The following is a 25,300-nucleotide window of genomic DNA, read 5'->3' on the forward strand; positions in this document are numbered from 1 at the left end:
TCGACAGCTCAGGTCATCGCGTCCAACGCATACTCTTGGTCACAGTTATCGACGTGACCGATGGTGCCGGGAGACAGAGAAATGGAGACCCGACTGGTCGAGTACGCGATCGCGGTCGCCGACGAGCTGAGCTTCACCCGTGCCGCGCAACGCGTCTACGCAGCACAGTCGACCGTCTCCGCCGGCGTTCGGGCGCTGGAACGAGAGCTCGGCACTGCGCTCTTCGAGCGAGACCAGCGAGGGGTGCGGATCACCGCCGCCGGAGAGGCGGTGCTGCCTGCGCTTCGCGCGCTCGCCGACGCCGAGGCGCGCGCCCGCACCGCAGCCGACCCGCGAGGCGAACTGCGGGGCGAACTGCGCATCGGGGTGTTCTCCAGCGTGAGCTACCTCGCGATCCCGCGCGTCATCGGCGCCTTTCACCGCGAACACCCGCTCGTCGACCTACGGCTGCGCGCGTCTTCGTCCGGCTCGGCGGAGCTCGCCGACGCCGTGCGGCGGGGGCGGCTCGATCTCAGCTTGTACGGGCTGCCGGCGGCCACCGCGGGCCCAGGCCTTGCCGTGCACCGGCTCGCCACAACGCCCTACGCGGTCATCCTCCCGGCCGACCATGAACTCGCATCACGCGCGGGACTGGCGCTGAAGGACCTCGCGAATGAGCGCTTCGTGCACGCGCCTGTCGGTTTCGGCAACCGGGACGTCCTCGACGCCGCGCTCGGCGCACGCGGGGTGGTGCGCGACGTCGCAATCGAGGCGACCGAGACCAGCTCGATCCCGGTTTTCGTCGCCAACGGCCTCGGCATCGCGCTGCTTCCCGAACTGCTGATCCCGCCAAGCGAAGGCATCGCAGTCGTCCCTCTGAACGAGCGCATCGACTGGGAGTTCAACGTCGTGACGCGGACCTCGACCGGCGAAGCCACCGCGGCTCTGCTCGAGCAGTTGCTCGCGGCCTATTGACCCCTGTTCCCAGCGCGTTCAGCTCGTCAGGGGCGATAGAGGAGCGCCGTGACGATCCGACGAAAGCCCGCCCGGATGTCGTCGTCGCTTCGCCCCCAGGGGATGAGGTTGTCGCCGCGCCGGGCCCGTCCGCATCCGATCGGTTCAGACGCCGCCGGAGCCCGGGCCGTAGAGCGCGGCGATGTCCTCGGACCTCGCCCACCGGCTGTAGGTGGGCGACTGGGGCCAGCCCTCGGGTGAGTCCTGCCATTCCTCCTGCCGCCCGTACGGCAGGATGTCGATCAGCGCGAAGGTGTGGCTGAGCTGCTCGGTACCCCGACCGCTGGTGTGCCAGGTGCGGTAGACGGTGTCGCCGTCGCGCAGGAACACGTTGACCGCGAATCCTCCCTCGGGAGGTGCGCCGACATCGGCCCCGAATGAGCTGTTGGCAGTCGAATACCACGGCATCCGGTTGCCGACCCGCTGCTTGTAGGCGAGTGCCTCTTTGATCGGGCCCTGGGTGACGATGACGAATCGCGCGTCGTAGTTGTCCAGGAACTCCAGGCGGGTGTACTGCGAGGTGAACCCCGTGCACCCCGGGCACTGCCATTCTTTGCCGGGGAACCACATGTGGTTGTAGACGATCAGTTGCGTCTTGCCTTCGAAGACGTCCGCCAGCCGAACAGGGCCGTCCTCGCCCTCCAGGGTGTAGTCGGGCATCTCGACCATCGGCAGGCGACGGCGCTCGGCGGCGATGGCGTCGAGCTCCCGTGTCGCGGCCTTCTCCCGGGCACGCAGTGCCTCGAGCCGGCGTTCCCAGGTCGCCGCGTCGACGACGGGCGGTAGTGCGTGGCTGGTCATGGTCCCCTCACAGAGTTCGTGCGCAGCTTTCGCTTGTCCAGAGGTAGACCTTACGAGGCTCCGGAACTCATCGGTCGCCGGCGAACCGTGAGAGTTTCCCCGTTGGACGGATCTCCGCCGGCTCACCGCCCGGCGGGGCCCGCGCGCCGAGCGAGCGCCGGGCGCGTGGCCCCGGTGGCGGTGGCGGCCTGGAGGATCAGGTCGGCGACGGCGTCGGGACGGGCGATCAGGGACACGTGGCAGGTGTCGACCTCCACGGTGTGGGAGCGGGCGCGCTTGGCCTCGAAGCGTTCCTGATCCGGGCTGATGGTCATGTCCTGCCGGCTGACGAGGGCCCAGGACGGGATGTCCCTCCACGCCGCGACCTTCGCCTTCTCCGAGAACGCGGTGGTGGCCACGGGCCGCTGGGTGACCGCCAGCAGGTTCGCCTCGCTCACAGGCAGGCAGGCGGCGAAGACCGGGTGCACCTTGTCCCGCTTGAGGTACAGGTCGGTCCCGCTGACGCCGCCCGCCCGGTAGGGCACGGATGTGGTGGCGGTGCCGAGGGCGCTGGGGTAGCCGGCGGACAGCGACATGCCGCTTTCGCCCACGTCGGGCATCAGCGCCGAGATGTACACCAGGGACTTCACCTGGGGGTTGCCGGCTGCGGCCGTGCTGATCACGGCACCGCCGTAGGAGTGGCCGGCCAGCACGACGGGGCCCTTGACGCTCTTGAGCACCGAGGCGATGTAGGTGGAGTCGCTGTACAGCCCGCGCAGTGGGTTGGCCGGGGCCATGACCGTGTAGCCGCGGCGCTCCAGCAGCTCGATCACCCCTTTCCAGCTGGAGCTGTCGGCGAAGGCCCCGTGCACCAGCACGATGGTGGGCTTGGTGCCGGTCGCGTCACTGTCCGCGGCGGCCGGGACCGCCGTGACCGCGCACAGGGCGGCGACGGCGCATCCCGCCGCCGCGCGCAAGCGCCCTGTGCGATGACGTATGCCATGGACCGCGGTTGCTGTCATGCCGCTCTCGCTTCCTCTGTTTCCTCCGGCGGTATGCACCTCAGCGTTCATGAATCGGCGCTGTCGAGCCGCTCATCCGGTGCAATCGGGTGAAACCGGCCGACTCGGGCAGTTCGTCGAGCGATACGTTCCTGCCGCGCGTTCACGGCGATGGCAGGCACGACGCTGTGCGACCCCGGTCTGCAGTCCATGAGGGAACGACGGGAACACACCATGTGCGGGTGGCACGAGGCGGATGGCTGGGGCAAACCCCCGTAGAGACCGGCACGTTGGCCGGATGGGAAGGGCGGTGGTGATCCGCGAGGCTCCTCGGTATGAAGCAGACCAGCAGCACAAGAGCCGTATGGACCGCCGTGTCCGCCGCCCTTCTCTGTCTCGCCGCCCCGCTGACCGCCTCGACGTCCGCATCCGCATCAACCGGGGCCCCCTCCTTGAACTGGACCAGGTGCGAGGGCAGTGGCCTCGATTCCCGGCAGCGGTGTGCGTCCGTCGAGGTGCCGATGGACTACGCCGATCCCGGTGGCCGGAAGATCGGCGTCGTCGTCTCCCGCATCCCCAGCGAGAAGCCGTCCGCCCGCCGCGGCGTACTGCTGCTGATCCCCGGCGGTCCCGGCGGCTCCAGCCTCGGCGACCCCTCGGGCAAGGGGCAGAAGCTGCCGCAGGACGTGCGGGACTCCTACGACCTGGTCGGTTTCGCCCCGCGCGGGCTCGCACCCTCCACCTCCGTCAGCTGCGGCCTCGACCATGGCGACCTCGCCCTGTCGAAGCTGCGGCCCTGGCCCGCCCCGGACGGGTCGGTCACCGGGAACACGGCCACCGCCCGGCGGTTGGCGGACGCCTGCGCGCGCAACGGCGGTGAGCTGATCCGGCACATCAGCACGGTCGACGAGGCGCGCGACATCGACGGCATCCGCGCCGCGCTCGGCGAGCGCAGGCTCTCCGCGTGGGGTGTCTCGTACGGTACGTACGTCGGCGCCGTCTACAGCCAGTTGTTCCCGCAGCGCACCGACCGTGTCGTGCTCGACAGCAACGACGATCCCGACCCCGCCAGGGTCTCCCGTGCCTGGCTCGCCGCGTACGAGACCGGCGTCGAGGACACCTTCCCCGAGTTCGCCGGGTGGGCCTCGGCGCCCGGCAACCCGGACCGGGTGGCCACGACGGCGGCAGCGGTGCGGCCGCTGTTCCTGCGTCTCGCCGCAACGCTCGACCGTGCACCGATTCCCTGGCCCGGTGCCAACCCCGAGGAGCTGAACGGCAACGTGCTGCGCCAGACGATGCTCGACAGCCTCTACGCGCCCGGTCGCTTCCCCGCCCTGGCGAAGCTGATGCTGGCCGCCCGGAACGGGACCGTGCCGCCCGCCCCGACGGCGCAGCCCGACCCGGTGCTGCAGAACGTGACCGCCGTCAGCGCCGCGACCATGTGCAACGACGTGGCCTGGCCCAGGTCGGCGGCCGCGTACCGGAACGCCGTCGCCGTCAGCCGCCGGGAACACCCGCTGACCGCCGGCATGCCCAGGAACGCGACGGTCTGTGCCGCCTGGCCGTACCCGCCGCAGCAGGCGCCGGTACGGATCACTGCGCGGGGGCCGTCCGGCATCCTGCTCGTGCAGAACGCCCACGACGTCGCCACCCCGCTGAGCGGCGCACTGAAGCTCCGGGAGGCGTTCGGGGCGCGTGCCGTCATGGTGACCGTCGACTCCACCGGCCACGGCGCCTACCTGGCCAACGGGAACGCCTGCGGTGACCGCGTCGTCTCACGCTTCCTGGCGACCGGAGAGCGTCCCGGCCGGGACGTACGCTGCGGCACCGCACGCCGACCGGGGGACTGACGGCGGACGGTACGGGCCCCTGTGCGGCCGGGGCCTCACCGCGCGGAGTCCGTACCGCGCCGTGGCCCGTACGTGTGATCTTTTACGGTCGCCACGGCGGGATTCTTCCGGGCGGCACGGCCGGGCACCGGAGTCAACGGAGCCCGGCGGGAACGTATCGGCCGCCCGGCACGTAGTCTAGGTAGGAGTACCACCGCTCTCACGAAGGACTGAACGACACTGGGCAAGCGACAGCCCGAAGGCCCGCCGCCCGCACCCGCGGTGCAGCGCATTCGACTGCGCTACACCAAGCGCGGCCGCCTCCGGTTCACCAGCCACCGTGACTTCCAGCGCGCCTTCGAGCGTGCGTTGCGCCGTGCCGAGGTGCCGATGGCGTACTCGGCGGGGTTCACGCCGCATCCGAAGGTGTCGTACGCCAATGCCGCACCCACCGGCACGGGCAGTGAGGCGGAGTACCTGGAGATCGCGCTCACCGAGGCGCGCGACCCGGAGCGGCTGCGCGTCCTCCTCGACGAGTCGTTGCCCGCCGGGCTGGACATCGTCGAGGCGGTCGAGGCCCGCACGTCTGGGCTCGCCGACCGGCTGACGGCCTCCGTCTGGGAGCTGCGGCTGGACGGTGTGGACCCGGCGGAGGCGGAGCGAGCCGTCGCGGCCTTCGACGCGGCCGAGAGTGTCGAGGTCCAGCGCCTGACCAAGAACGGCATGCGCACCTTCGACGCCCGTCCCGCCGTCGCGAGCCTTGAGCGCGTGGAAGCGCACAGTTCGCCGGCTGATAGGCCGAGCGACCAGCCCTGTGCGATACTGCGGCTGGTTGTTCGGCACGTGACGCCTGCCGTACGACCCGACGACGTCCTGTCCGGTCTCCGCGCCGTGGCCGACCTGGCGCCGCCGGTCCCCGCAGCGGTGACCAGGCTGGCGCAGGGGCTGTTCGATGAAGAGACCGGCACGGTGACCGACCCGCTCGCGCCCGACCGCGAGGCAGCAGCGACCGAGCCGCATCCGGCCGCCGCCACTGCCGCCGCGACGGCGCCGGCGTAAGGAAGGTCCCGCGCAGGGACGTACGTCGTAGCGCCGCCCTCGTACTCGGGAGCCACCTGGGTCGGGCAGCGCACCGACCAGAAGACTTTCGCCAGGCCGTGCACAACAAGGAGTACGGAACCGGCGAGACAGGACACAGAGAGCTCCCGTGCGGCGCCCGCGCCCCGGACGGCGGCACCGCGCACAGCGCGAGCCGCGGACGTCAACGGCGATCCATGCCGGACCAGGCGCGGCGCCCGGGAGCCTGACGGGAGAAACGCCCGCATGCTCGAACCGACCGAACCCACCGAGGGTTCCGAGAACAACACCCCCAGCGACACCCTGCCGCCGCGCCGTCGGCGCCGCGTCGCCTCGCGCCCGGCGGGCCCGCCGGGCGCCGACGCCGTGACCGGCGAGGTCACGGTGCCCGATCCCGCGAGCGGGGCCGGGCCGGCCATACCGGCGGAGGCGGAGCCCGCGACCGCTGGGACAGAAGAGATCGAGGAGGCCGGGGCGGTGGCCGAAGGCGCCGTTTCCGGTACCGCCGAAGCCGAGCCCGCCTCCGACGAGGCGCCCGCTCCGGCTCGTGCGCGTCGTCGTGCCACGCGTCGTGCGTCGGCGCCGGCAGGAGCGCCCGCGACCGCGGAGGCCGTGGAGGTCGTCGTGCCCGCCGGTGGCGACACCGCCGAGTCGCCCGCGGCCCCCGAGGCCGAGGAGGAGCCGGTCGCCGAGGAGGCGCCCGCTCCGGCTCGTGCGCGTCGTCGTGCCACGCGTCGTGCCTCGGCGCCCGCCGGAGCGCCCGCGGTGGCCGAGACCGTCGAGGTCGTCGTACCCGCCGGTGGGGACGGTGGCGAGGCCACCGAGGAAGCGCCCGCGGAGCCGGTCGCCGAGGAGGCGCCCGCTCCGGCTCGTGCGCGTCGTCGTGCCACGCGTCGTGCCTCGGCGCCCGCCGGAGCGCCCGCTCCCACCGAGGCCGCGGAGCCGGAGGCGGCCCCCGAGGCCGAGACGAAGGCGGCCGAGCAGGCACCCGCCGAGGAGTCCCAGGCCCCCGCCGCCGAAGAGCCCGCCCCCCGCCGTACCCGTCGCCGTGCCACCCGTCAGGTGTCCGCTTCGGCCGCCGCGCCCGAGGGCGCCGCCGATGAGGCCCCGCAGGCCGAGGCCGCCGGCGCGAGCGAGAAGGCAGAGGCCGTCGAGGAAGGCGCCCACGCTCCCGCCTCCGCGCCCACCCCCGCCGCCGCTGCCGAAGCCGAGCCGGTCGCCGAGGAGGCCGCCCCGCGTCGTCGCCGTCGCGTCGTCCGCAGGGCCGCCGGCGGCTTCTCCGAGCCCGCGCAGCCCGCCTCGGGCGCCGACGATGCGGCCGAGGCCGCGCAGCGGCCCGCACGACCCGCCGTGCCCGTGTTCCAGGCGCCGGTGTTCACCGAGCCGATGTTCCAGACTCCGGAGCGGGCCGCCGCTGCCGCTGCCGCCGAGGCGGCGGAGCAGGAGGAGGCCGCCGAGGAGGAGACCGCCGGTGCCCGCCGCCGCCGTCGCCGCCGGGGCGGTGACGAGGAGCCCGTGGCCGTGACGCCCGAGACCGCCGACGAGGCCGAGGAGCCCGAGGAGGCGGAGGAGTCCGCCGAGGGCGAGGAGGCCGAGGAGACCGGTTCGCGCCGTCGCCGCCGCCGTGGTGGCCGCCGTCGTCGCCGTGGCGAGTCCGCCGAGGCCGAGGGCGAGGCCGAGGAGGGCGAGGAGACCGAGGAACTCGCCGCCGAGCAGGCCGCGCAGGACGCCGAGGACACCGCCGAGCAGGTCGAGGAGGACGACGAGGAGGCCCAGGAGCACGCCGAGGACACGGCGGCCTCCAGCAGCACCAGCCGTCGCCGTCGCCGTCGCCGCCGCCGGGCCGGTGACGTGCTCGTCGACAACGAGCCGACGTCCGACGACCCGGAGCGCACCGTCGTCAAGGTCCGCGAGCCGCGCAAGTCCGCCGAGCCGTCCGACGAGGTGCAGTCCATCAAGGGCTCGACCCGCCTGGAGGCGAAGAAGCAGCGCCGCCGGGAGGGCCGCGAGCAGGGCCGCCGCCGCGTCCCGATCATCACCGAGGCCGAGTTCCTGGCCCGCCGAGAGGCCGTCGAGCGTGTGATGGTCGTCCGGCAGAACGGCGAGCGCACGCAGATCGGCGTCCTCGAGGACGGTGTGCTCGTCGAGCACTACGTCAACAAGGAGCAGTCGACCTCGTACGTCGGCAACGTCTACCTGGGCAAGGTCCAGAACGTGCTGCCGTCGATGGAGGCCGCCTTCATCGACATCGGCAAGGGCCGCAACGCGGTGCTCTACGCCGGTGAGGTCAACTTCGAGGCGCTGGGCATGGCCAACGGCCCGCGCCGCATCGAGTCCGCCCTGAAGTCCGGGCAGTCGGTCCTCGTGCAGGTGACCAAGGACCCGATCGGCCACAAGGGCGCCCGCCTGACCAGCCAGGTCTCCCTGCCGGGTCGTTACCTCGTGTACGTCCCCGAGGGCTCGATGACCGGTATCAGCCGCAAGCTGCCCGACACCGAGCGGGCCCGGCTGAAGACCATCCTCAAGAAGATCGTCCCCGAGGACGCGGGCGTCATCGTGCGCACCGCCGCCGAGGGCGCCAGCGAGGAGGAGCTGCGCCGGGACGTCGAACGGCTCCAGGCGCAGTGGGAGGAGATCCAGAAGAAGTCGAAGAACGGCAACGCGCCGACGCTGCTGTACGGCGAGCCGGACATGACCGTCCGCGTCGTGCGCGACATCTTCAACGAGGACTTCTCCAAGGTCATCGTCAGCGGTGACGACGCCTGGGAGACGATCCACGGATACGTCTCGCACGTCGCGCCGGACCTCGCGCCGCGCCTGCAGAGGTGGACCAGCGAGGTCGACGTCTTCGCCACGTACCGGATCGACGAGCAGCTCGCCAAGGCGCTGGACCGCAAGGTGTGGCTGCCCAGCGGCGGTTCGCTGGTGATCGACCGGACCGAGGCGATGGTCGTCATCGACGTCAACACCGGCAAGTTCACCGGTCAGGGCGGCAACCTCGAGGAGACCGTCACCAGGAACAACCTGGAGGCGGCCGAGGAGATCGTCCGCCAGCTGCGGCTGCGCGACCTCGGCGGCATCATCGTGATCGACTTCATCGACATGGTGCTGGAGTCCAACCGGGACCTGGTGCTGCGGCGCCTGCTGGAGTGCCTGGGCCGGGACCGCACGAAGCACCAGGTCGCCGAGGTGACCTCGCTGGGCCTCGTCCAGATGACCCGGAAGCGGGTCGGACAGGGACTGCTGGAGTCGTTCTCCGAGACCTGCGTGCACTGCAACGGCCGTGGCGTGATCGTGCACATGGACCAGGCGGCCGCAGCCGGCGGAGGCAAGCGCAGGAAGCGCGGCCGGGGCGGCGCCGAGGCCGAGGCCGAGCCCGAGACGCACGAGGCGGTCGCGGCCGAGGCCGAGGAGGCCGTCGAGGTCACGGTCGCCGAGGAGCCCGAGGTCGCGGTTCCGGCGGCGCTGTCGGAGTCGGCCGTGACGGAGTCGCTGATGGACTCGGTCGCGCCGGACGAGGAGCTGTACAGCAGCGTCGCCGAGGCGGAGGCCGCCGCGTCCCGGGGCCGTTCGCGGCGCCGGGTGAGCCGGCGGGCGTCGGCTCCCGCGGGTGCCCCGCGGACCGAGGAGCGGGCGCCGAAGTCCCGTACGGACGAGCGCGCACCGAAGTCGCGGTCCGAGGCGGAGGCGGAGCCGGTGGCGGCCGAGGACCCGGTCGTCGAGGCGCCCGCGCCCGTCGAGGAGGAGGCCGCGCCCAAGGGCCGTACGCGCCGTCGGGCGACCCGCAAGGTGTCGGCGCCGGCCGGTTCGCCCGCCGAGACCGTGGTGACGGTCCCGGAGGCCGCGCCGCAGCCCGCCGAGGAGCCGGAAGCCCAGGCCCCGGCCGAGCCCGTGGCGGAGGAGGCCGCCGAGCCGGCCGAGGCGCCCGTGGAGAGCGCGGCCCCGGTCCGTCCGCGCCGCCGCGCCGTCCGCAAGTCCACGGCGCCGACGTCGTCGCAGGAGACGGCGGTCGTGGTCGTCCCGTCGGCGGCGGAGGCCCCGGCGGAGCAGACCGAGGCCCCGGCGGAGGGCGAGCCGGAGACGGCGGCGCCCGCCAAGAAGGCGGCCCGCAAGACCGCCAAGAAGGCGACGGCGAAGAAGGCGGCCACCAAGAAGACGGCCGCCAAGAAGACTGCCGCGAAGAAGACCGCCGCGAAGAAGACGACCGCCAAGAAGGCGGCGGCCAAGAAGACGGCGGCGGCCGAGCAGTCGGCACAGCCGACCGTTTCGGCCACCACGGAGGACTGACCCTCCGACGCGTCGGCACACACACGACGGCGGCCCGCCCGGATCTCTCCGGGCGGGCCGCCGTCGTGTGTGCAGGAGTGGCGCACAGGACCCGGTTTGACCCTTCCCGACCCGGCCCCGTAACCTTGACCGTCGGCGTGTCCACTGATGCGCCACATCCCCGTAAACCTCTTCCTCCCGGACGCGGGCCGCAAGGACCGGCCGGGAGAGGTCGCTCGCGCGTTTCGCAGGGCGGCTGGCCTGCGGGGGTGCCGTTCCCGAGCGAGAGAGTGAGTTCCGCGTGTACGCGATCGTGCGCAGCGGTGGTCGCCAGCACAAGGTTGCTGTCGGCGACATCGTCGAGGTTGACAAGATTTCCACCGCCAAGGTCGGCGACACGGTCGAGCTCTCGACCCTGCTCGTGGTCGACGGCGACTCCGTGACCAGCGACCCGTGGGTGCTGGCCGGCATCAAGGTCCAGGCTGAGGTCGTGGACCACCACAAGGGCCAGAAGATCGACATTCTGCGCTACAAGAACAAGACCGGTTACCGCCGTCGCCAGGGCCACCGCCAGCAGTACACGGCGATCAAGGTCACCGAGATCCCCACGGCTGCGAAGTAAGGGACTGAGAACAGATGGCACACAAGAAGGGCGCATCGTCCACCCGGAACGGTCGCGACTCCAACGCCCAGCGGCTCGGCGTGAAGCGCTTCGGCGGTCAGGTCGTCTCCGCGGGTGAGATCCTGGTCCGCCAGCGCGGCACCCACTTCCACCCGGGCGCGGGCGTCGGCCGCGGCGGCGACGACACGCTGTTCGCGCTGCAGGCCGGTTCGGTGCAGTTCGGCACCCACCGTGGCCGCAAGGTCGTGAACATCGTTCCCGTCGCCTGAATCTCCTGATTCACGGCTACGACCGAACGTTCAGCGAGGCGGACCTCACTTCCCGGTCGGGAAGGCGGGTCCGCCTTTCGCTTGTTGGACAGCTGTCGGACAGCACACACCCCGTACGTTTTCTGGAGGCACTGAACCATGACCACCTTCGTGGACCGCGTCGAACTGCACGTCGCCGCGGGTAACGGAGGCCACGGCTGTGCCTCCGTCCACCGTGAGAAGTTCAAGCCGCTCGGCGGCCCCGACGGCGGCAACGGCGGACGCGGCGGCGACGTCATCCTCACCGTCGACCAGTCGGTCACCACGCTGCTCGACTACCACCACTCCCCGCACCGCAAGGCCACCAACGGCAAGCCCGGCGAGGGCGGCTTCCGCTCCGGCAAGGACGGCCAGGACCTCGTCCTGCCGGTCCCCAACGGCACGGTCGTGCTCGACAAGTCGGGCAACGTGCTGGCCGACCTGGTCGGCCACGGCACGTCGTACATCGCCGCCCAGGGCGGCCGCGGCGGCCTCGGCAACGCGGCGCTGGCCTCGGCCCGCCGCAAGGCGCCCGGTTTCGCGCTGCTCGGCGAGCCCGGCGACGTGCAGGACATCGTGCTGGAGCTGAAGACCGTCGCGGACGTGGCCCTCGTCGGCTACCCGAGCGCGGGCAAGTCCTCGCTCATCTCCGTGCTGTCCGCCGCCAAGCCGAAGATCGCCGACTACCCGTTCACCACCCTCGTCCCGAACCTGGGCGTGGTCGCCACGGGCTCGACCGTGTACACCATCGCCGACGTTCCCGGGCTCATCCCGGGCGCCAGCCAGGGCAAGGGGCTGGGCCTGGAGTTCCTGCGGCACGTCGAGCGGTGCAGTGTCCTCGTGCACGTGCTGGACACGGCCACGCTGGAGTCCGACCGCGACCCCGTCTCCGACCTCGACGTCATCGAGGAGGAGCTGAGGCAGTACGGCGGCCTCGACAACCGTCCGCGGATCGTCGTCCTCAACAAGATCGACGTGCCTGACGGCAAGGACCTCGCCGAGATGGTGCGGCCCGACCTCCAGGCCCGCGGCTACCGCGTCTTCGAGGTCTCCGCGGTGGCGCACACCGGGCTGAAGGAGCTGTCGTACGCCCTGGCCGACCTGGTCGCGAAGGCGCGTGCCGCCAAGCCGAAGGAGGAGGCGACCAGGATCGTCATCCGGCCGAAGGCCGTCGACGACGCGGGCTTCACCGTCACGCGCGAGGCCGACGGGCTCTTCCGCGTGCGCGGCGAGAAGCCGGAGCGCTGGGTGCGCCAGACCGACTTCAACAACGACGAGGCCGTGGGCTACCTCGCCGACCGGCTGGGCCGCCTCGGCGTCGAGGAACAGCTGATGAAGGCGGGCGCGAAGGCCGGGGACGGCGTCGCCATCGGACCCGAGGACAACGCGGTCGTCTTCGACTGGGAGCCGTCGGTGATGGCCGGCGCCGAGATGCTCGGGCGGCGTGGCGAGGACCACCGGTTCGAGGGCGTACGGCCTGCCGCGCAGCGGCGCAAGGAACGACAGGCCGAACGCGACGAGGCGGAGCAGGACTTCGACGACTTCGAGCCGTTCTGACAGCCGTGGGCAGCCGGGGCTCGGCCCCAGGCTGCCCACGGGGCTGCCCTGCCCCACTCCTGGTCGTCCTGGTCCCGCCCTGCCCCGATCAGCCCAGGGCCCGCTGCACCGGGGAGCCTGCCGATGTCCACGAGACCACCGACACCGGAGCTCGCCCTGCGGCCGGTGTGACGTCTCGGTGACCGGATCCGGGGGCTCTGGTCACCGTCCGCTTCCTGGACCGGTGCGCGGCACCCGTGCGTCTTCGCGTAGATTGCCGGACGGGAGCGGGTATAAGCGTGCGAGGGGAAGAACAGCAGGTGGCAGGCGCAAGGCAGGCCGTGCAAGAGGCCCACAGGATCGTCGTCAAGGTGGGCTCCTCCTCACTGACCACAGCCGCGGGCGGGCTCGACGCAGACCGGGTCGACGCCCTCGTCGACGTGCTCGCCAAGTACCGAAAGCAGGGGGTGGCCCGAGGGGCCTCCGTTGAGGGTGGTGGTGGGAGACGGGCGGTCGGAGCGGAGAGGGAGGTCGTCCTCGTCTCCTCCGGCGCCATCGCCGCCGGCCTCGCGCCTCTCGGCCTGCGCCGCCGCCCCCGCGACCTGGCCCGCCAGCAGGCGGCCGCCAGCGTCGGCCAGGGCCTCCTGGTCGCCCGTTACACGGCCTCCTTCGCCCGCTACGGCATCCGCGTCGGCCAGATCCTGCTGACCGGCGACGACACCAGCCGTCGCGCCCACCACCGCAACGCCTCCCGCACCCTCGACAAGCTTCTCGCGATGGGCGCGCTGCCGGTCGTCAACGAGAACGACACCGTCGCCACCGACGAGATCCGCTTCGGCGACAACGACCGCCTCGCCGCGCTCGTCGCCCACCTCGTCCACGCCGACCTGCTGGTCCTGCTGTCGGACGTGGACGGCGTCTACGACGGGGACCCCAGCAAGCCCGGTACCTCCCGGATAGCGGAGGTGCACGGCCCTGAGGACCTGGCGCACGTGGAGATCGGCAGCGCGGGCAAGGCCGGCGTCGGCACCGGCGGCATGGTCACCAAGGTGGAGGCGGCCCGCATCGCGGCGGCGGCCGGCATCCCCGTGGTGCTCACCTCCGCCGTGCACGCCGCCGACGCCCTCGCGGGCCGTGACACCGGCACGTACTTCCACCCCACCGGCAAGCGCTCCGCCGACCGGCTGCTGTGGCTGCAGCACGCCTCCGCCCCGCAGGGCGCCCTCACCCTCGACGACGGTGCCGTGCGCGCCGTCGTCGAGGGCCGCAAGTCGCTGCTGCCCGCCGGTATCGCCGCGGTCGAGGGCGACTTCAGCGCAGGCGACCCCGTCGAACTGCGTGACAGCGAGGGGCGGGCGGTCGCGCGCGGGCTCGTCAACTTCGACGCCAAGGAGATCCCCCGGCTGATCGGCCGCTCGACCAGGGAACTGGCGCGAGAACTGGGCCCCGCCTACGAACGCGAGGTCATCCACCGGGACGACCTGGTCGTCCTGCACCCGTGAAGCCGTAAGCCCGCGTTCCGCGCGTCCGCGAGAGGCCGAAAGTCCCGCCCCGCGGGCCCGTCCGGTGAGGGACGTTCCGCAAAACCGCCCCACGGGCCCGCGCGGCCTGCTCCACTGGGTCTCTGGGACCCGGTCGCCCGACCGGGTCCCTGGCACCCAGTCCGCACGAGCACCGCGTAAGGAGGCCGTCGTGAGACGAGTGCGCCCGGGGGCGGCATCCCGCGGTGGTGGCACCTCCGGTGCCTCCCGGGGCGGCGGCCAGCGCAGGGCCGACGAGCAGCGCGCGCTGACCAGCGTCCCGGCCGGTGAGGCGTACCAGGAGACCGGCGCTCACCAGGAGCCCGGGGAGATGCCCCGGCTGTGGCACGTCACGCTCAGCGTCTCGGGCGAGGAGGCCCCGCTGAAGGAGGTGCGGCGCTCCCTCGAACAGCTGGCCAACGACCACCCCTTCCTGCTGACCAGCCGCTACGCGTGCGACCACGCCGAGATCCGTTACTGGGAGGAGGCCCGCGACCTGCACGACGCCGCCGCGGTCGCGCTGCGCCTGTGGGGCGAGCACCGGCAGAGCGCGGGGCTGCCGCCCTGGGAGATCGTCGGCCTGGAGGTCGTCGACCGGGACACGTACCACCAGCGGGTCACCGAGGGATACGGCCCGCCACCGGCCACCCCGGTCGGAGTTCACCCGTTTTGAGCGCGTCTCGTTGTGTGGGACGAGCCCTGAACGGGGATGTCCGGCGCACTACGCTTCCCTCATGACCACGCTCTCGCCGTACGACTCCATGTCCCCGGTGGCCCAGGCCGCCTATCGTGCCAAGGCCGCCGCCGCAGACCTCGCGCCGCTGCCGCGGTCCGAGAAGGACGACGCGCTGCTCGCCATGGCGGACGCGCTGGAGGTCCGGACGAGCGAGATCGTCGAGGCCAACGCCAAGGACATCGCCAAGGCCCGCGAGGCCGGCACCAGCGAGGCGATCATCGACCGGCTCACCCTCACCCCCGAGCGGGTCCGGGCCATCGCCTGCGACGTCCGGGACGTCGCCGCCCTGCCGGACCCGGTGGGCGAGGTCGTCCGCGGCTCCACGCTGCCCAACGGCATCGACCTGCGCCAGGTCCGCGTCCCGCTCGGCGTGGTCGGGATCATCTACGAGGCCCGGCCGAACGTGACCGTCGACGCCGCCGCCCTGTGCCTGAAGTCCGGCAACGCGGTCCTGCTGCGCGGCTCGTCCTCCGCCTACGAGTCGAACACGGCGCTCGTACGGGTGCTGCGCGACGCCGTGGGCGGCGCCGGGCTGCCGGCCGACGCCGTCCAGCTCGTGCCCGGCGAGAGCCGTGAGTCGGTGCGCGAGCTGATGCGCGCCCGTGGTCTCGTCGACGTGCTCATCCCGCGCGGCGGCGCCTCGCTGATCCGTACGGTCGTCGAGGAGTCCACGGTCCCGGTGATCGAGACCGGCACCGGCAACTGCCACGTCTACGTCGACGCCCAGGCCGACATCGACATGGCGATCGACATCCTGATCAACTCCAAGGCGCAGCGGCCGAGCGTCTGCAACGCCGCCGAGACGCTGCTGGTCCACCAGGACATCGCCCCCGAGTTCCTGCCGCGCGCCCTGGACGCCCTCGCGGAGGCCGGGGTCACCGTGCACGCCGACGAGCGCGTGATGGCGTACGCGAAGGACTCCCGGGCCACGGTGGTCGAGGCGACGCCCGACGACTGGGACACCGAGTACCTGTCGTACGACATCGCCGCCGCGGTGGTGGACTCCCTGGACAAGGCCGTGCAGCACATCCGGCTGTGGAGCTCCGGCCACACCGAGGCGATCGTCACCACCTCGCAGCAGGCCGCCCGCCGATTCACCCAACTGGTCGATTCGACGACGGTCGCGGTGAACGCCTCGACGCGCTTCACGGACGGCGGCCAGTTCGGCTTCGGCGCGGAGATCGGGATCTCCACCCAGAAGCTGCACGCCAGGGGGCCGATGGGCCTGCCGGAGCTGACCAGCACCAAGTACATCGTCACCGGCGACGGGCACGTCCGTCGCTGAGCGAGCGCTCGTCCCGGACGGCGGTGACCGCTCCCGGCACCCCCTGAGGACCGTCTCGCCAGGCGGATGAATTTCCATACCGTCTGCCCAAATTGACCCCCCAGGTCTACTCTGGATCCGTGCCGGAGGACTTGGGGGGCACGCCGTTCGCTGACGGCCCGGAGCCCGACGACGACCGCGACCGCGGAGCGATGGACGAAGAGTTCGCCTCCGCGGTCTTCGACGAGGCCTGGATACGGGCCGCCGTGGTCCATGAGCCGACGGCCGTGGAGAGACTTCTCGCCGCCGCCCAGGCCCGCGCCGACGCCCAGGAGGCGGAGGCGCGCCGAGCGCGCGGCAGGGCCGCACGGGGCGACGACGAGCGCTACGACGACGGATTCGGTCCCGACGACGGCTTCGGCCACGGCCTGGACCCCGACGACCTGGACGACATGGACGTCCTGGACGGCCGCTACGGCACCACGGGCCCCTTCGGCAGGGCCTACGGCAAGGGCGCCCGCTGGCACCGCCCGGTCGCCTGGATGCTCGCCCTCGTGATGGGGATCGGCATGGTCGCCCTGGCCTTCACCGCGGTGTACCGGGGCGGATCCTCCGGTCGTCAGGACCAGCTCCCGACGCCCGCCTCGACCGGTCTGGAACAGGGCCAGGAAGCCGGCACGGGCATCGTTCCCTCGGCCTCCGCCGATTATTCGCCCCCGGCGTTCTCCGCGGTGCCGCGCACACCCTGACCCCCGAACCGGGCGTTCCACAAGCTCACGGGCGATGCGCACAACCGCCTCGGCCCAGGGTTCGACAACCGTTCGAAAACCTGGTGAGGACCTGTCAGAACTTGTCGTGTACCAGGGCGTTTACCCGGGCTCCCGGAGACCTACTCTGAAGATATGGGCGGGCCTGGAGACCCACCCGAGGGGCTGCCCGAGGGTGCTCCCAGCGGTGGTGAGGACGAGTACCGATCCGTCGTGTTCGACGAGTCGTTCGTCCGGGCTGCCCGCCTCCAGGAGTACTCCGCCCAGGAGCGGATGGGCGACCACGCCCCCGCCGTGCGCCGGCGCCCGCTCCTGCACCGCGCACTGCCCAGACAGGCGCTGATCCTCGTCCTGCTCCTGGCCGTCGCCTTCGCCACCGCGGTCTACATGGGCGTGCGCCATCCGTACCAGGCGCCCAGGGCCCAGACCGTCGAACCGCTGCGCATGACGGTGATACCGCTGGCCCCGCAGTCCGGCGTACCCGGCGCCACGGACCCCGAGGCGCTGTACGCGCACAGCCCCGCTGCCCAGTTCCGCGTAGGCGCCCAGGGCATCACCTTCCCCGCCGCCCGGCGTACCGCGCACTTCTCCGAGAGCCAGGTCTACGCCGCCCTGACCAACGCGAAGAACTACCTGGTCGCGTCCTCGCTCGACCCGGCCGTCCTCACCGGCGGCGCCGTGCGCCCGGTGCGCCTGCTGCTCGATCCGCAGCAGCTCGACCAGTTCGACCAGAGCTTCTCCCACCCGGCCTCGGACGGGCGGCACGCGGCCACCGGCTGGCTGGTCCGCTTCGATCCCTTCCGCGCCCGGCTGGCCGACCAGAACATCCGGGTCCGGGGCACGCTCCAGGCCACCGAGGCCGACTCCGAAACGCTGGAGGTCAGCGCCGACCACACCGTGGTGTACGCGCTGAAGCCGGCCGGCTCCGACGCCAGGGCGAAGGCGTCGCTTTTCACCGTGCGCCGCGAGCTGACCTTCCGCTTCGACCGTGACGACCTGCGCCTGAACCAGGCGGAGCTGGTCGCCGCCTACGTCCAGGCCGGACCGCTCGCCTGCGCCGAGGACACCGCGACCCACCTCCGGCCGCTGCTCGCCGGTCAGACCGCCAAGGCGGGCGGCCCGGCCGGTACCGACCCCTTCGCGGCGGGCAGCGCGACGGCCCTGTGCGGCACGCTGTCGGCGAGCGCGGAACCGAGGGTGTAGGGACCGCCCGCCGGGCCCGTCACCCCGCGCCCGGCCCGCCCGGTGGCGGGGGACGTCAGCTCCTGCCGCAGGGGCCTCTCGTCAGTTCTTGCCGTAGGGGCTTTCGTCGTCCGGGTGGCTGTCGTCCTGCTCGCGCGGCGCGTCCTTGGGACCGCCCGCGAAGCCCGCGAAGCCGCGCCGCACCCGGTCGCCGAGGTCGCCGGCGCCGTCCGCGAGGTCGTTGACCAGCTTCATCAGCGGGTCCTTGGACTGCCTGACCTCGTTCGCGTAGCTCGCCGCCGACTGCCGGAACGAGTCCGACACCGAGGTGTCCCCGTCGTCGCTGCGCCGCGGGTAGTGACCGTCCATGATCCGCTGGTGGTCACGGGAGGCGGCCCACTTCTTCAGCTCGGCCGCGCGGACCGTCGTGAAGGGGTGCGTACGCGGCAGCACGTTGAGGATCTTGAGCACGGAGTCGCGCAGATCGCCGCCGGCCTCGTACTCCTCGGCCTGCTCGAGGAACGCGTCCACGTTCATCTCGTGCAGATGGTTGCCACCCGCCATCTTCATCAGCCCGCGCATCGAGGCCTGCAGATCCTGCCCGACCAGCAGACCGGCCCGGTCGGCCGACAGCTCCGACTTGCGGAACCACTCCCGCAGCGCGGTCACGATCGCCATGATCGCGAGGTTGCCCAGCGGGATCCAGGCGACCCGGAGCGCGAGGTTGGTCAGGAACAGCAGGATGGTCCGGTAGACGGAGTGGCCCGAGAGCGCGTGCCCGACCTCGTGCCCGACGACCGCCCGCATCTCCTCCTCGTCCAGCAGCTCCACGAGTCCGGTCGTCAGCACGATGATCGGCTCGTCGAGGCCGATGCACATCGCGTTCGGCTGCGGATCCTGCGTGACGTACATCGGCGGGACCTTCTCCAGGTCCAGGATGTAGCAGGCGTCCCGCAGCATGTCGTTCAGGTGGGGGAACTGCGCGTCCGAGACCCGCACCGAGTCGGAGAGGAACAGCAGCCTGAGGCTGCGCTCGGGCAGCAGACCGCTGAGGGCCTTGAAGACCGTGTCGAAGCCGCTCAGCTTCCGCAGGGCCACCAGGGCCGAACGGTCCGCCGGGTGTTCGTACGCACGCGAGGAGATCCCCGGAAAACGCCTGCGCTGCCTGCTCGGCACCTGCTCGTGACCGTTCTGGCCCTGACCGTCGTCGGACATGCGTTCCCCCATGTGTCTGATGGCTCACTGTGTGCGGCCCGCGCGATGCGCCCCCGAAGCGGTGTCCAGCCTAGGCGGAGATACCGTGACAGGGCAGCAAACCGTAAGGAGCGATCTCATGGAGCACATCAGCGCCGCCTGGCTCACCGAGGCAGCGACGGCCGCCGGCCGACAGGGCTCGGGCAACCTGCTCCGAGTCGTCCTGATCGTGATGGTCGTCGGCTGCGTCCTGACCGGCTGGTTCCTGCTGCGGGGATACAAGCGCAAGGACTGACCCGGGCGCCGCGCGGGGGCGCCGGGCGGGGCGGGAGCCGCCGGTCCGGGCCCACCCGGCGCCGGTGGTCCGCGTACAACGGCGGAGTCGGCGTGATGCCCGGGAACGCGCCCGCATACGATGAGCCGACGTCTTTATCCCGCCCACACCGGATAGGTACTGCCGAAGATGAGCTTCCACAGCACCGCTGCCCAGTTGGCCACCCTCGCCGAGGGCGAAGGCGAGCGCCACGCGAGCATCAGCCCCTTCATGACCGGCGGAGGCGCCCTCGTCATCCTCCTCCTGCTGCTGTGGATCACCACCCGCTTCAACCGCGACCGCTGAGCCGAGGCCAGGAGCCCGGCCGGGCCGCTCGCGGGGGCCTCCGGGCCGGTGCCCGGCGGCCGGGCCGGTAGGGTCTGCACGCATGGGAGAGCAGCACACACCCACCGGTCCGGCGAAGGGCACGGCACCCGGCCCCGGCAGCGGGCCGTCGAACCCGGGCACGCGCCGCCTCGGCGTCATGGGCGGAACGTTCGATCCGATCCACCACGGTCACCTGGTCGCGGCCAGCGAGGTCGCCGCCCAGTTCCACCTCGACGAGGTGGTCTTCGTGCCCACCGGCCAGCCGTGGCAGAAGACCGACCGCAAGGTCAGCCCCGCGGAGGACCGCTATCTGATGACGGTCATCGCGACCGCCGAGAACCCCCAGTTCTCGGTGAGCCGCATCGACATCGACCGCGGCGGCCCCACCTACACCACGGACACACTCCGTGACCTGAAGGCTCTCAACCCCGACACCGACCTCTTCTTCATCACCGGCGCCGACGCGCTCAGCCAGATCCTCACCTGGCGTTACACGGACGAGTTGTTCTCCCTGGCCCACTTCATCGGCGTCACCCGCCCCGGTCACACCCTCGCGGACCCGGGTCTGCCCGAGGGCGGCGTCTCGCTCGTCGAAGTTCCCGCGCTCGCCATCTCGTCCACAGACTGCCGTGCGAGAGTCGCCAAGGGCGAACCCGTCTGGTATCTGGTGCCGGACGGCGTCGTGCGCTACATCGACAAACGGCAGCTGTACCGCGGCGAGTGAGCCGAGAGGGGCACCGGTGAACGACCGATACGACGGATACGCGGGCGGAGACCAGTACGAGCTCGTCGGCTATGACGAGTTCGGGCAGCCTGTGTACCGACAGGTGCCCGCGCAGCGGACCCCGCAGGGCTACGACCCGTACGGCACACAGCCCGACCAGCAGCACCAGGGCTACGGCTACGACCCGTACGCGACCGGCACCCAGCAGTCAGTGGGGCCTTACCACACCGGCCAACAGCAGCCCGTGTCCTCCCATGACACCGGCCAGCAGCACCCCGCCGCCCCTTACGACCCCTACGCCCCGTACGGCACGACGTCCGCCGCCGGCCACGACCCCTACGGCAGGGCCGCGACCAGTGGTCAGCAGCCGCGCGTCACCGAACAGACCGCCTACATCCCGCACCAGGCCGGCCCTGCCGACAGCGCCCCGGGTCAGGCGCCCGGGACCGGCTTCGCCGACGACGACACGCCCGCAGGCGGCGAGACTGCCGGGAAGGAGCCGCGCGGCGACCGCGACTACCGCACCGAGCAGTTCTCCTTCATCGAGGAGCCCGACGGCGACTCCGAGGACGTCATCGACTGGCTGAAGTTCACCGAGAACCGCACCGAGCGCCGCGAGGAGGCCCGCCGCCGCGCCCGCAGCCGGATCATCGCCCTGGCCGTCGTGCTCGCCCTGGTGGCGGTCGGTGGCGTCGGCTACCTGTGGTACGCGGGCAAGCTGCCCGGCCTCTCCTCCGGCGGCAAGTCCGGCACGACGACGACGGTCGCGACCGCCCAGAACCGCGACGTGATCGTCGTCCACCTGCACAACACCAAGGGCGGCGGTACCTCGACCGCGCTGCTCGTCGACAACACCACCATCAAGCAGGGCGCCACCGTCCTGCTGCCCAACTCCCTCGCCCTGACGTCGGACGACGGCAGCACGACCACGCTCGCCAAGTCGGTCGCCGACGACGGCTCCTCCGGCACCAGCGACGCCATCGACTCGGTCCTCGGCACCAGGATCGAGGGCACCTGGCGCCTCGACACCCCCTACCTGCAGAACCTCGTCGAACTCGTCGGCAACATCGAGGTCGACACCAACGCCGACGTCCCCGACCCCGGCACCAAGAAGAAGGGCGGCGCGCCCCTCGTGCACAAGGGGCAGGGCCAGACGCTCAGCGGCACGATGGCCGTCGCCTACGCCACCTACCGCGCCACCGGGGAGTCCCAGGACGCCCAGCTCGAGCGGTTCGGCCAGGTGATGCAGGGGGTGCTGCGCAAGATGTCCTCCGACCCGCAGGCCGCGACGACCACCGTGCAGACGCTCGCCCAGATCCTCGACCCCTCTCTGACCGACAAGGACCTCGGCAGCTTCCTGGCCAAGCTGGCGGACCACGCCAAGGACGGCGCCTACAAGACCGCACTGCTGCCGGTCCAGTCCGACGGCACCATCGGCCAGAAGGCCACCGAGACCGTGGTCAAGACGCTGCTCGGCGGCACCGTGAAGAGCCCCCAGGCCGGTGACGCCGTCCGGGTCGGCATCAAGAACGCCACCGGTTCCCGGACCGCCGCCGAGCAGGCCCGTGTCGTCCTCGTCAACGGTGGCTACACCTCCGTCGACGCCGGCACCGGCCCAGCCCAGGCCACCTCCCGGGTGACCTACGCCGACGACGGCGACAAGCAGAACGCCATCGAGGTCGCCAAGACCCTCGGTCTGCCCACCAGCGCCGTCCAGAAGGGAACGGGCGCCTCGAACGCGAACGTGTCGGTCGTGCTCGGCAAGGACTTCAAGCCGTCCTCGTGACGCGGGCCACACCCTGGCCGCCGGGGCGTGCTCCATTAATCACATGGGGTGCCCTCGGCGGTCCGTGAGACCCTTGAGGTATCACTGACCGCCGACGGAAAGCCTTGTAGTGACCGCCACGGACCGCTCTCTGGAACTCATCAACACCGCCGCCCAGGCGGCCGCCGACAAGCTCGCGCACGACATCGTCGCCTATGACGTCAGCGACGTGCTGTCCATCACGGACGCCTTTCTTCTGGCATCGGCCCCCAACGACCGCCAGGTCAAGTCGATCGTCGACGAGATCGAGGAGCGGCTGCTGAAGGAACTCGGCGCCAAGCCGGTACGCCGCGAGGGCGACCGCGAGGCCCGCTGGGTGCTCTTGGACTACGTCGACATCGTGGTGCACGTCCAGCACAGCGAGGAGCGCGTCTTCTACGCCCTGGAGCGGCTGTGGAAGGACTGCCCCGAGCTGGACCTGCCGTCCGACGCCAAGGCCACCCGCGGCAAGGCCGCGGAGCACGCCAGGCTGCAGGCCGCCCAGGACGCCGCCGAGCTGGACGCGGAGCTGGGCGGGGAGCTGCGGTGACGGCAGCGGGCACCGACACGGGGAAGAAGGGACGGGGGCGCCGGATCATCCTGTGGCGCCACGGCCAGACGTCCTGGAACGTGGAGCGCCGCTTCCAGGGCTCCACGGACGTCGAACTGACCGAGACGGGCATCGGCCAGGCCCGCCGCTCCGCGCGCCTGCTCGCCTCGCTGAAGCCGGACGCCATCGTCGCCTCCGACCTCAGGCGCGCCGCCGCCACGGCCGCCGAGCTGGCCACGCTCACCGGCCTGGAGGTCACCCTCGACGAGGCCCTCCGCGAGACGTACGCGGGCGTCTGGCAGGGGCTGACCCACGAGGAGATCATCGCCCGGCACGGCGAGGAGTACGCCGCCTGGAAACGCGGCGAGCCCGTCCGCCGCGGCGGTGGCGAGCTGGAGACCGAGGTCGCCGACCGGGCCGCCCCCGTGGTGCTCCGCCATGCCGAGAAGCTTCCCGTGGACGGCACGCTCGTGGTGGTCAGCCACGGAGGGACGATCCGCACCACCATCGGCCGTCTGCTCGGCCTGGAGGCCCACCACTGGGAGAGCCTCGGCGGTCTCTCCAACTGCTGTTGGTCCGTCCTCGGGGAAGGCACCCGCGGCTGGCGCCTCCTCGAACACAACGCGGGCACCCTGCCCGAACCGGTCCTCGGCGACGACGACTGAGCGGTCCCGCCGGTGCCCCGGACCCGGATTTCACTTTCTGGCAGGTCGCAGGCTAAAGTTCTTCTTGTTCGCCCCGCCGAGCGGGGCGAAACACCATGCGGCTCCGCCGCGTGGCATGAGGGGCTATAGCTCAGTTGGTAGAGCGCCTGCATGGCATGCAGGAGGTCAGGAGTTCAATTCTCCTTAGCTCCACGGATCGGCACTCCATTGAGTTGTCAAAGATCGTGATCAGGATCCCGTCCCGTCAAGGGGCGGGATTTTCTGTGTTCCACGTGCGGACGGCCTCCGCGGCCTCCGCGGCCGGCACTCCGGCATTCCGTCGATCGACAGCGACAGCGGCAGTGAGGTCATCCTCAGCTCTCCCACCGTCTTGTGACGGAAGGTCTTCACCCGCGGCCCGGGCGGGGTCACCTCGCCGGGACCGCGGTGTTCACGGCCGCCTCGCCGACGTGCGGACCGGCCCGGGGAACGGGGGAGTTGATCGGCTTCCGGCTGGTGCAGGGCGCGGGTCGGCCGTGATGATCCCGCAGGCGCTCGGCCTGATCCGGCGTCACTTCACCGGGCAGGCGCGGGCGAAGGCGCTCGGGGCCTACTCCGCCGTCCTGGCCACCGGTGCGGCCGCCGGGCAGGTGCTCGGCGGGGTCCTGGTCGGCGCCGGCCTGGTCGGCGCCGACCTGTTCGCCGGGGTCGGCCTCGTGCTCCACGGCGGGAGCCACGGGGGGCCGGGCTGTACACGGCCTGCGCGGGCGTCGGGGCAGGCCTTGCGCTCGCCTTCAGCCCCACCCGGACCGGGGCCCTCGCCACCGTGCGGCCAAAGGACGCGGCCGACGCCGGCGGCCTGCTCGCCGCGCCACCGGCTCGGTCAGGTGATCGGTGTGGCGGCCTTCGGCGCACTCTTCCTGAACCGGCTTGAGTCACTGGGGGCCCCTGGGGCGTATACCTCTTCGGACGCGCTCCTCGTGTGCATGTACGCGCTGGCCGCGACGGCCACGCCGGGTGCCGTGTCCGGACTGGTACGAAGGCGTCGCTGACCGTATTGGTCCGGCCGTGGCAGAATCAAACGGCCGGAAGGGGGCGCGGCCCGACGGGAGGGAGTAGCGATGCCAGGGAGCATCCGCGGGGAGGTCCACGATCTTCTCGCAGTGGCGGTGACACGTCGGAATGCCACCCTCCTCGACTGCCCCTCGTGCGGCTCGTCCCACGTCGCCCAGGTGCTCGGCGACAACGGCGGCATCTCCTACGTGTGCACGGCCTGCGGCCACAGCTGGAGCTGATCGATGGGTGCACACAGGCGGAAGTGCGACTGGTGCGGCAGCGGCACGCCGATCGTCCGTGACATGGAGCCGGTCAACCCGGACTACCAGTACTGGTGCGAGGAATGCGCACGCGCGCTGATCATAAAAGGCGACCCGATCGAGACCTACCGGGAGCTGGAGGGCGAGCCGATCTACGGCCGCCTCCTGGACGAGCACTGCACGCTCAAACGCTTCTACTCGTTCGCCACGGCCTGACGCGGGGGGCGCGGGAAACGATTTGGTGTTCCACCCGGTGGACCGTGTAATGTTGGCGTCGCCGCCGGGGAAACCGGGCGGCAAGGTCGATACGCGGTTCTGCCGCGTGGCCGCAAGGGGCTATAGCTCAGTTGGTAGAGCGCCTGCATGGCATGCAGGAGGTCAGGAGTTCAATTCTCCTTAGCTCCACAGAAGTTGAAGGCGGTTCATCCGAGGGATGGGCCGCCTTCGTCGTGCGTTCGGCGTAGACGGCCGCGGACACCCGTGCGCGCGGGGAGGACGGCTGCGCATGCTGGGAGGACGGTCCGCGTACGCAGGTGCGAGCAGACGAAACGGCGGGCCACCGAGTGAG

General features: G+C 71.7%; 23 protein-coding genes, 2 tRNA genes and 2 pseudogenes. 23 read left to right on the forward strand and 4 right to left on the reverse strand.

What is annotated here, in order from left to right; genetic code table 11:
* The first annotated feature begins 81 nt into the window (after window positions 1-81).
* Entirely contained in the window at window positions 82-954 is an 873-nt protein-coding gene (locus ACFYZE_RS00435) for a LysR family transcriptional regulator (protein ID WP_388986279.1), read from the forward strand.
* Between the two features lie 144 nt (window positions 955-1,098).
* Here the strand turns inward: ACFYZE_RS00435 and ACFYZE_RS00440 are convergent, their stop codons facing one another.
* Both ACFYZE_RS00440 and ACFYZE_RS00445 read right to left on the reverse strand, forming a co-directional pair.
* Entirely contained in the window at window positions 1,099-1,794 is a 696-nt protein-coding gene (locus tag ACFYZE_RS00440) for a DUF899 domain-containing protein (RefSeq protein WP_388986282.1), read from the reverse strand.
* A gap of 122 nt (window positions 1,795-1,916) precedes the next feature.
* Window positions 1,917-2,795 carry an alpha/beta fold hydrolase gene (locus ACFYZE_RS00445; RefSeq protein WP_388986285.1) on the reverse strand — a complete coding sequence of 293 codons (879 nt, stop codon included), beginning with the start codon at window positions 2,793-2,795 and terminating at the stop codon, window positions 1,917-1,919.
* A gap of 314 nt (window positions 2,796-3,109) precedes the next feature.
* Here ACFYZE_RS00445 and ACFYZE_RS00450 point away from each other — a divergent pair, with 314 nt between their 5' ends.
* The 11 genes from ACFYZE_RS00450 (at window position 3,110) to ACFYZE_RS00500 (ending at window position 17,881) form a co-directional block, all read left to right on the forward strand.
* Window positions 3,110-4,624, forward strand: a complete 1,515-nt coding sequence (locus ACFYZE_RS00450; RefSeq protein WP_388986289.1) for an alpha/beta hydrolase — start codon at window positions 3,110-3,112, stop codon at window positions 4,622-4,624.
* A 261-nt stretch (window positions 4,625-4,885) separates the two neighbouring features.
* On the forward strand, window positions 4,886-5,662 hold the full coding sequence (locus ACFYZE_RS00455) for a TIGR03936 family radical SAM-associated protein (RefSeq protein ID WP_388986292.1): 777 nt from the start codon (window positions 4,886-4,888) through the stop codon (window positions 5,660-5,662).
* Window positions 5,663-5,926: 264 nt separating this feature from the next.
* Window positions 5,927-9,967: a ribonuclease E/G gene (locus ACFYZE_RS00460; protein WP_388986295.1), complete on the forward strand. Its 4,041-nt coding sequence runs from the start codon at window positions 5,927-5,929 to the stop codon at window positions 9,965-9,967.
* A 280-nt stretch (window positions 9,968-10,247) separates the two neighbouring features.
* On the forward strand, window positions 10,248-10,568 hold the full coding sequence (rplU, locus tag ACFYZE_RS00465) for a 50S ribosomal protein L21 (protein WP_004001309.1): 321 nt from the start codon (window positions 10,248-10,250) through the stop codon (window positions 10,566-10,568).
* A gap of 14 nt (window positions 10,569-10,582) precedes the next feature.
* Window positions 10,583-10,837 carry a 50S ribosomal protein L27 gene (gene rpmA / locus ACFYZE_RS00470; RefSeq protein ID WP_014672692.1) on the forward strand — a complete coding sequence of 85 codons (255 nt, stop codon included), beginning with the start codon at window positions 10,583-10,585 and terminating at the stop codon, window positions 10,835-10,837.
* 138 nt (window positions 10,838-10,975) lie between these two features.
* Window positions 10,976-12,412 (forward strand): GTPase ObgE, encoded by a 1,437-nt coding sequence (obgE, locus tag ACFYZE_RS00475; protein ID WP_388986300.1) that lies wholly within the window; start codon window positions 10,976-10,978, stop codon window positions 12,410-12,412.
* 299 nt (window positions 12,413-12,711) lie between these two features.
* Entirely contained in the window at window positions 12,712-13,893 is a 1,182-nt protein-coding gene (proB, locus tag ACFYZE_RS00480; protein WP_388986302.1) for a glutamate 5-kinase, read from the forward strand.
* 190 nt (window positions 13,894-14,083) lie between these two features.
* The gene (locus ACFYZE_RS00485) at window positions 14,084-14,584 is read left to right on the forward strand and encodes a hypothetical protein (protein ID WP_388986305.1); all 501 of its coding nucleotides are present in this window, start codon (window positions 14,084-14,086) and stop codon (window positions 14,582-14,584) included.
* Window positions 14,585-14,645: 61 nt separating this feature from the next.
* Window positions 14,646-15,932 (forward strand): glutamate-5-semialdehyde dehydrogenase, encoded by a 1,287-nt coding sequence (locus ACFYZE_RS00490; RefSeq protein WP_388986308.1) that lies wholly within the window; start codon window positions 14,646-14,648, stop codon window positions 15,930-15,932.
* 92 nt (window positions 15,933-16,024) lie between these two features.
* On the forward strand, window positions 16,025-16,660 hold the full coding sequence (locus ACFYZE_RS00495; protein ID WP_388986311.1) for a hypothetical protein: 636 nt from the start codon (window positions 16,025-16,027) through the stop codon (window positions 16,658-16,660).
* A gap of 153 nt (window positions 16,661-16,813) precedes the next feature.
* Window positions 16,814-17,881, forward strand: a complete 1,068-nt coding sequence (locus tag ACFYZE_RS00500) for a hypothetical protein (protein ID WP_388986314.1) — start codon at window positions 16,814-16,816, stop codon at window positions 17,879-17,881.
* Between the two features lie 81 nt (window positions 17,882-17,962).
* On the opposite strand, the gene ACFYZE_RS00505 is transcribed toward ACFYZE_RS00500, so the two are convergent.
* On the reverse strand, window positions 17,963-19,075 hold the full coding sequence (locus ACFYZE_RS00505) for a M48 family metallopeptidase (protein ID WP_388986317.1): 1,113 nt from the start codon (window positions 19,073-19,075) through the stop codon (window positions 17,963-17,965).
* 118 nt (window positions 19,076-19,193) lie between these two features.
* Here ACFYZE_RS00505 and ACFYZE_RS00510 point away from each other — a divergent pair, with 118 nt between their 5' ends.
* From ACFYZE_RS00510 to ACFYZE_RS00540, 7 genes are all read left to right on the forward strand, one after another.
* Window positions 19,194-19,349 carry a hypothetical protein gene (locus ACFYZE_RS00510; protein WP_388986320.1) on the forward strand — a complete coding sequence of 52 codons (156 nt, stop codon included), beginning with the start codon at window positions 19,194-19,196 and terminating at the stop codon, window positions 19,347-19,349.
* A gap of 168 nt (window positions 19,350-19,517) precedes the next feature.
* Window positions 19,518-19,673, forward strand: a complete 156-nt coding sequence (locus tag ACFYZE_RS00515; RefSeq protein ID WP_181923042.1) for a hypothetical protein — start codon at window positions 19,518-19,520, stop codon at window positions 19,671-19,673.
* An 82-nt stretch (window positions 19,674-19,755) separates the two neighbouring features.
* Window positions 19,756-20,418, forward strand: coding sequence for a nicotinate-nucleotide adenylyltransferase (nadD, locus tag ACFYZE_RS00520; RefSeq protein ID WP_388986324.1), 663 nt, complete (start codon window positions 19,756-19,758; stop codon window positions 20,416-20,418).
* 16 nt (window positions 20,419-20,434) lie between these two features.
* Window positions 20,435-22,204 (forward strand): LCP family protein, encoded by a 1,770-nt coding sequence (locus tag ACFYZE_RS00525; protein ID WP_388986327.1) that lies wholly within the window; start codon window positions 20,435-20,437, stop codon window positions 22,202-22,204.
* Window positions 22,205-22,313: 109 nt separating this feature from the next.
* Window positions 22,314-22,772, forward strand: coding sequence for a ribosome silencing factor (gene rsfS / locus ACFYZE_RS00530; protein WP_388986330.1), 459 nt, complete (start codon window positions 22,314-22,316; stop codon window positions 22,770-22,772).
* On the forward strand, window positions 22,769-23,437 hold the full coding sequence (locus tag ACFYZE_RS00535) for a histidine phosphatase family protein (protein WP_103844812.1): 669 nt from the start codon (window positions 22,769-22,771) through the stop codon (window positions 23,435-23,437). Before rsfS ends, ACFYZE_RS00535 begins: the two co-directional genes overlap by 4 nt.
* 119 nt (window positions 23,438-23,556) lie before the next feature.
* Window positions 23,557-23,629, forward strand: a tRNA-Ala gene (locus ACFYZE_RS00540).
* A 36-nt stretch (window positions 23,630-23,665) separates the two neighbouring features.
* Here the strand turns inward: ACFYZE_RS00540 and ACFYZE_RS00545 are convergent.
* A pseudogene (locus ACFYZE_RS00545) lies at window positions 23,666-23,854 on the reverse strand (hypothetical protein); the annotation flags it as partial.
* Here ACFYZE_RS00545 and ACFYZE_RS00550 point away from each other — a divergent pair.
* The 4 genes and pseudogenes from ACFYZE_RS00550 to ACFYZE_RS00565 form a co-directional block, all read left to right on the forward strand.
* Window positions 23,837-24,468, forward strand: a pseudogene (locus tag ACFYZE_RS00550) (MFS transporter); the annotation flags it as partial. The pseudogenes ACFYZE_RS00545 and ACFYZE_RS00550 overlap by 18 nt on opposite strands.
* Before the next feature lie 69 nt (window positions 24,469-24,537).
* A complete protein-coding gene (locus ACFYZE_RS00555; protein WP_388986333.1) occupies window positions 24,538-24,711 on the forward strand; it encodes a hypothetical protein in 174 nt (57 codons plus the stop codon).
* Window positions 24,712-24,714: 3 nt separating this feature from the next.
* Entirely contained in the window at window positions 24,715-24,948 is a 234-nt protein-coding gene (locus ACFYZE_RS00560; RefSeq protein WP_016643127.1) for a hypothetical protein, read from the forward strand.
* A 116-nt stretch (window positions 24,949-25,064) separates the two neighbouring features.
* A tRNA-Ala gene (locus tag ACFYZE_RS00565) sits at window positions 25,065-25,137 on the forward strand.
* The last annotated feature ends 163 nt before the right edge of the window (window positions 25,138-25,300 follow it).

The organism is Streptomyces sp. NPDC001796, assembly GCF_042892355.1.
GTDB lineage: Bacteria > Actinomycetota > Actinomycetes > Streptomycetales > Streptomycetaceae > Streptomyces.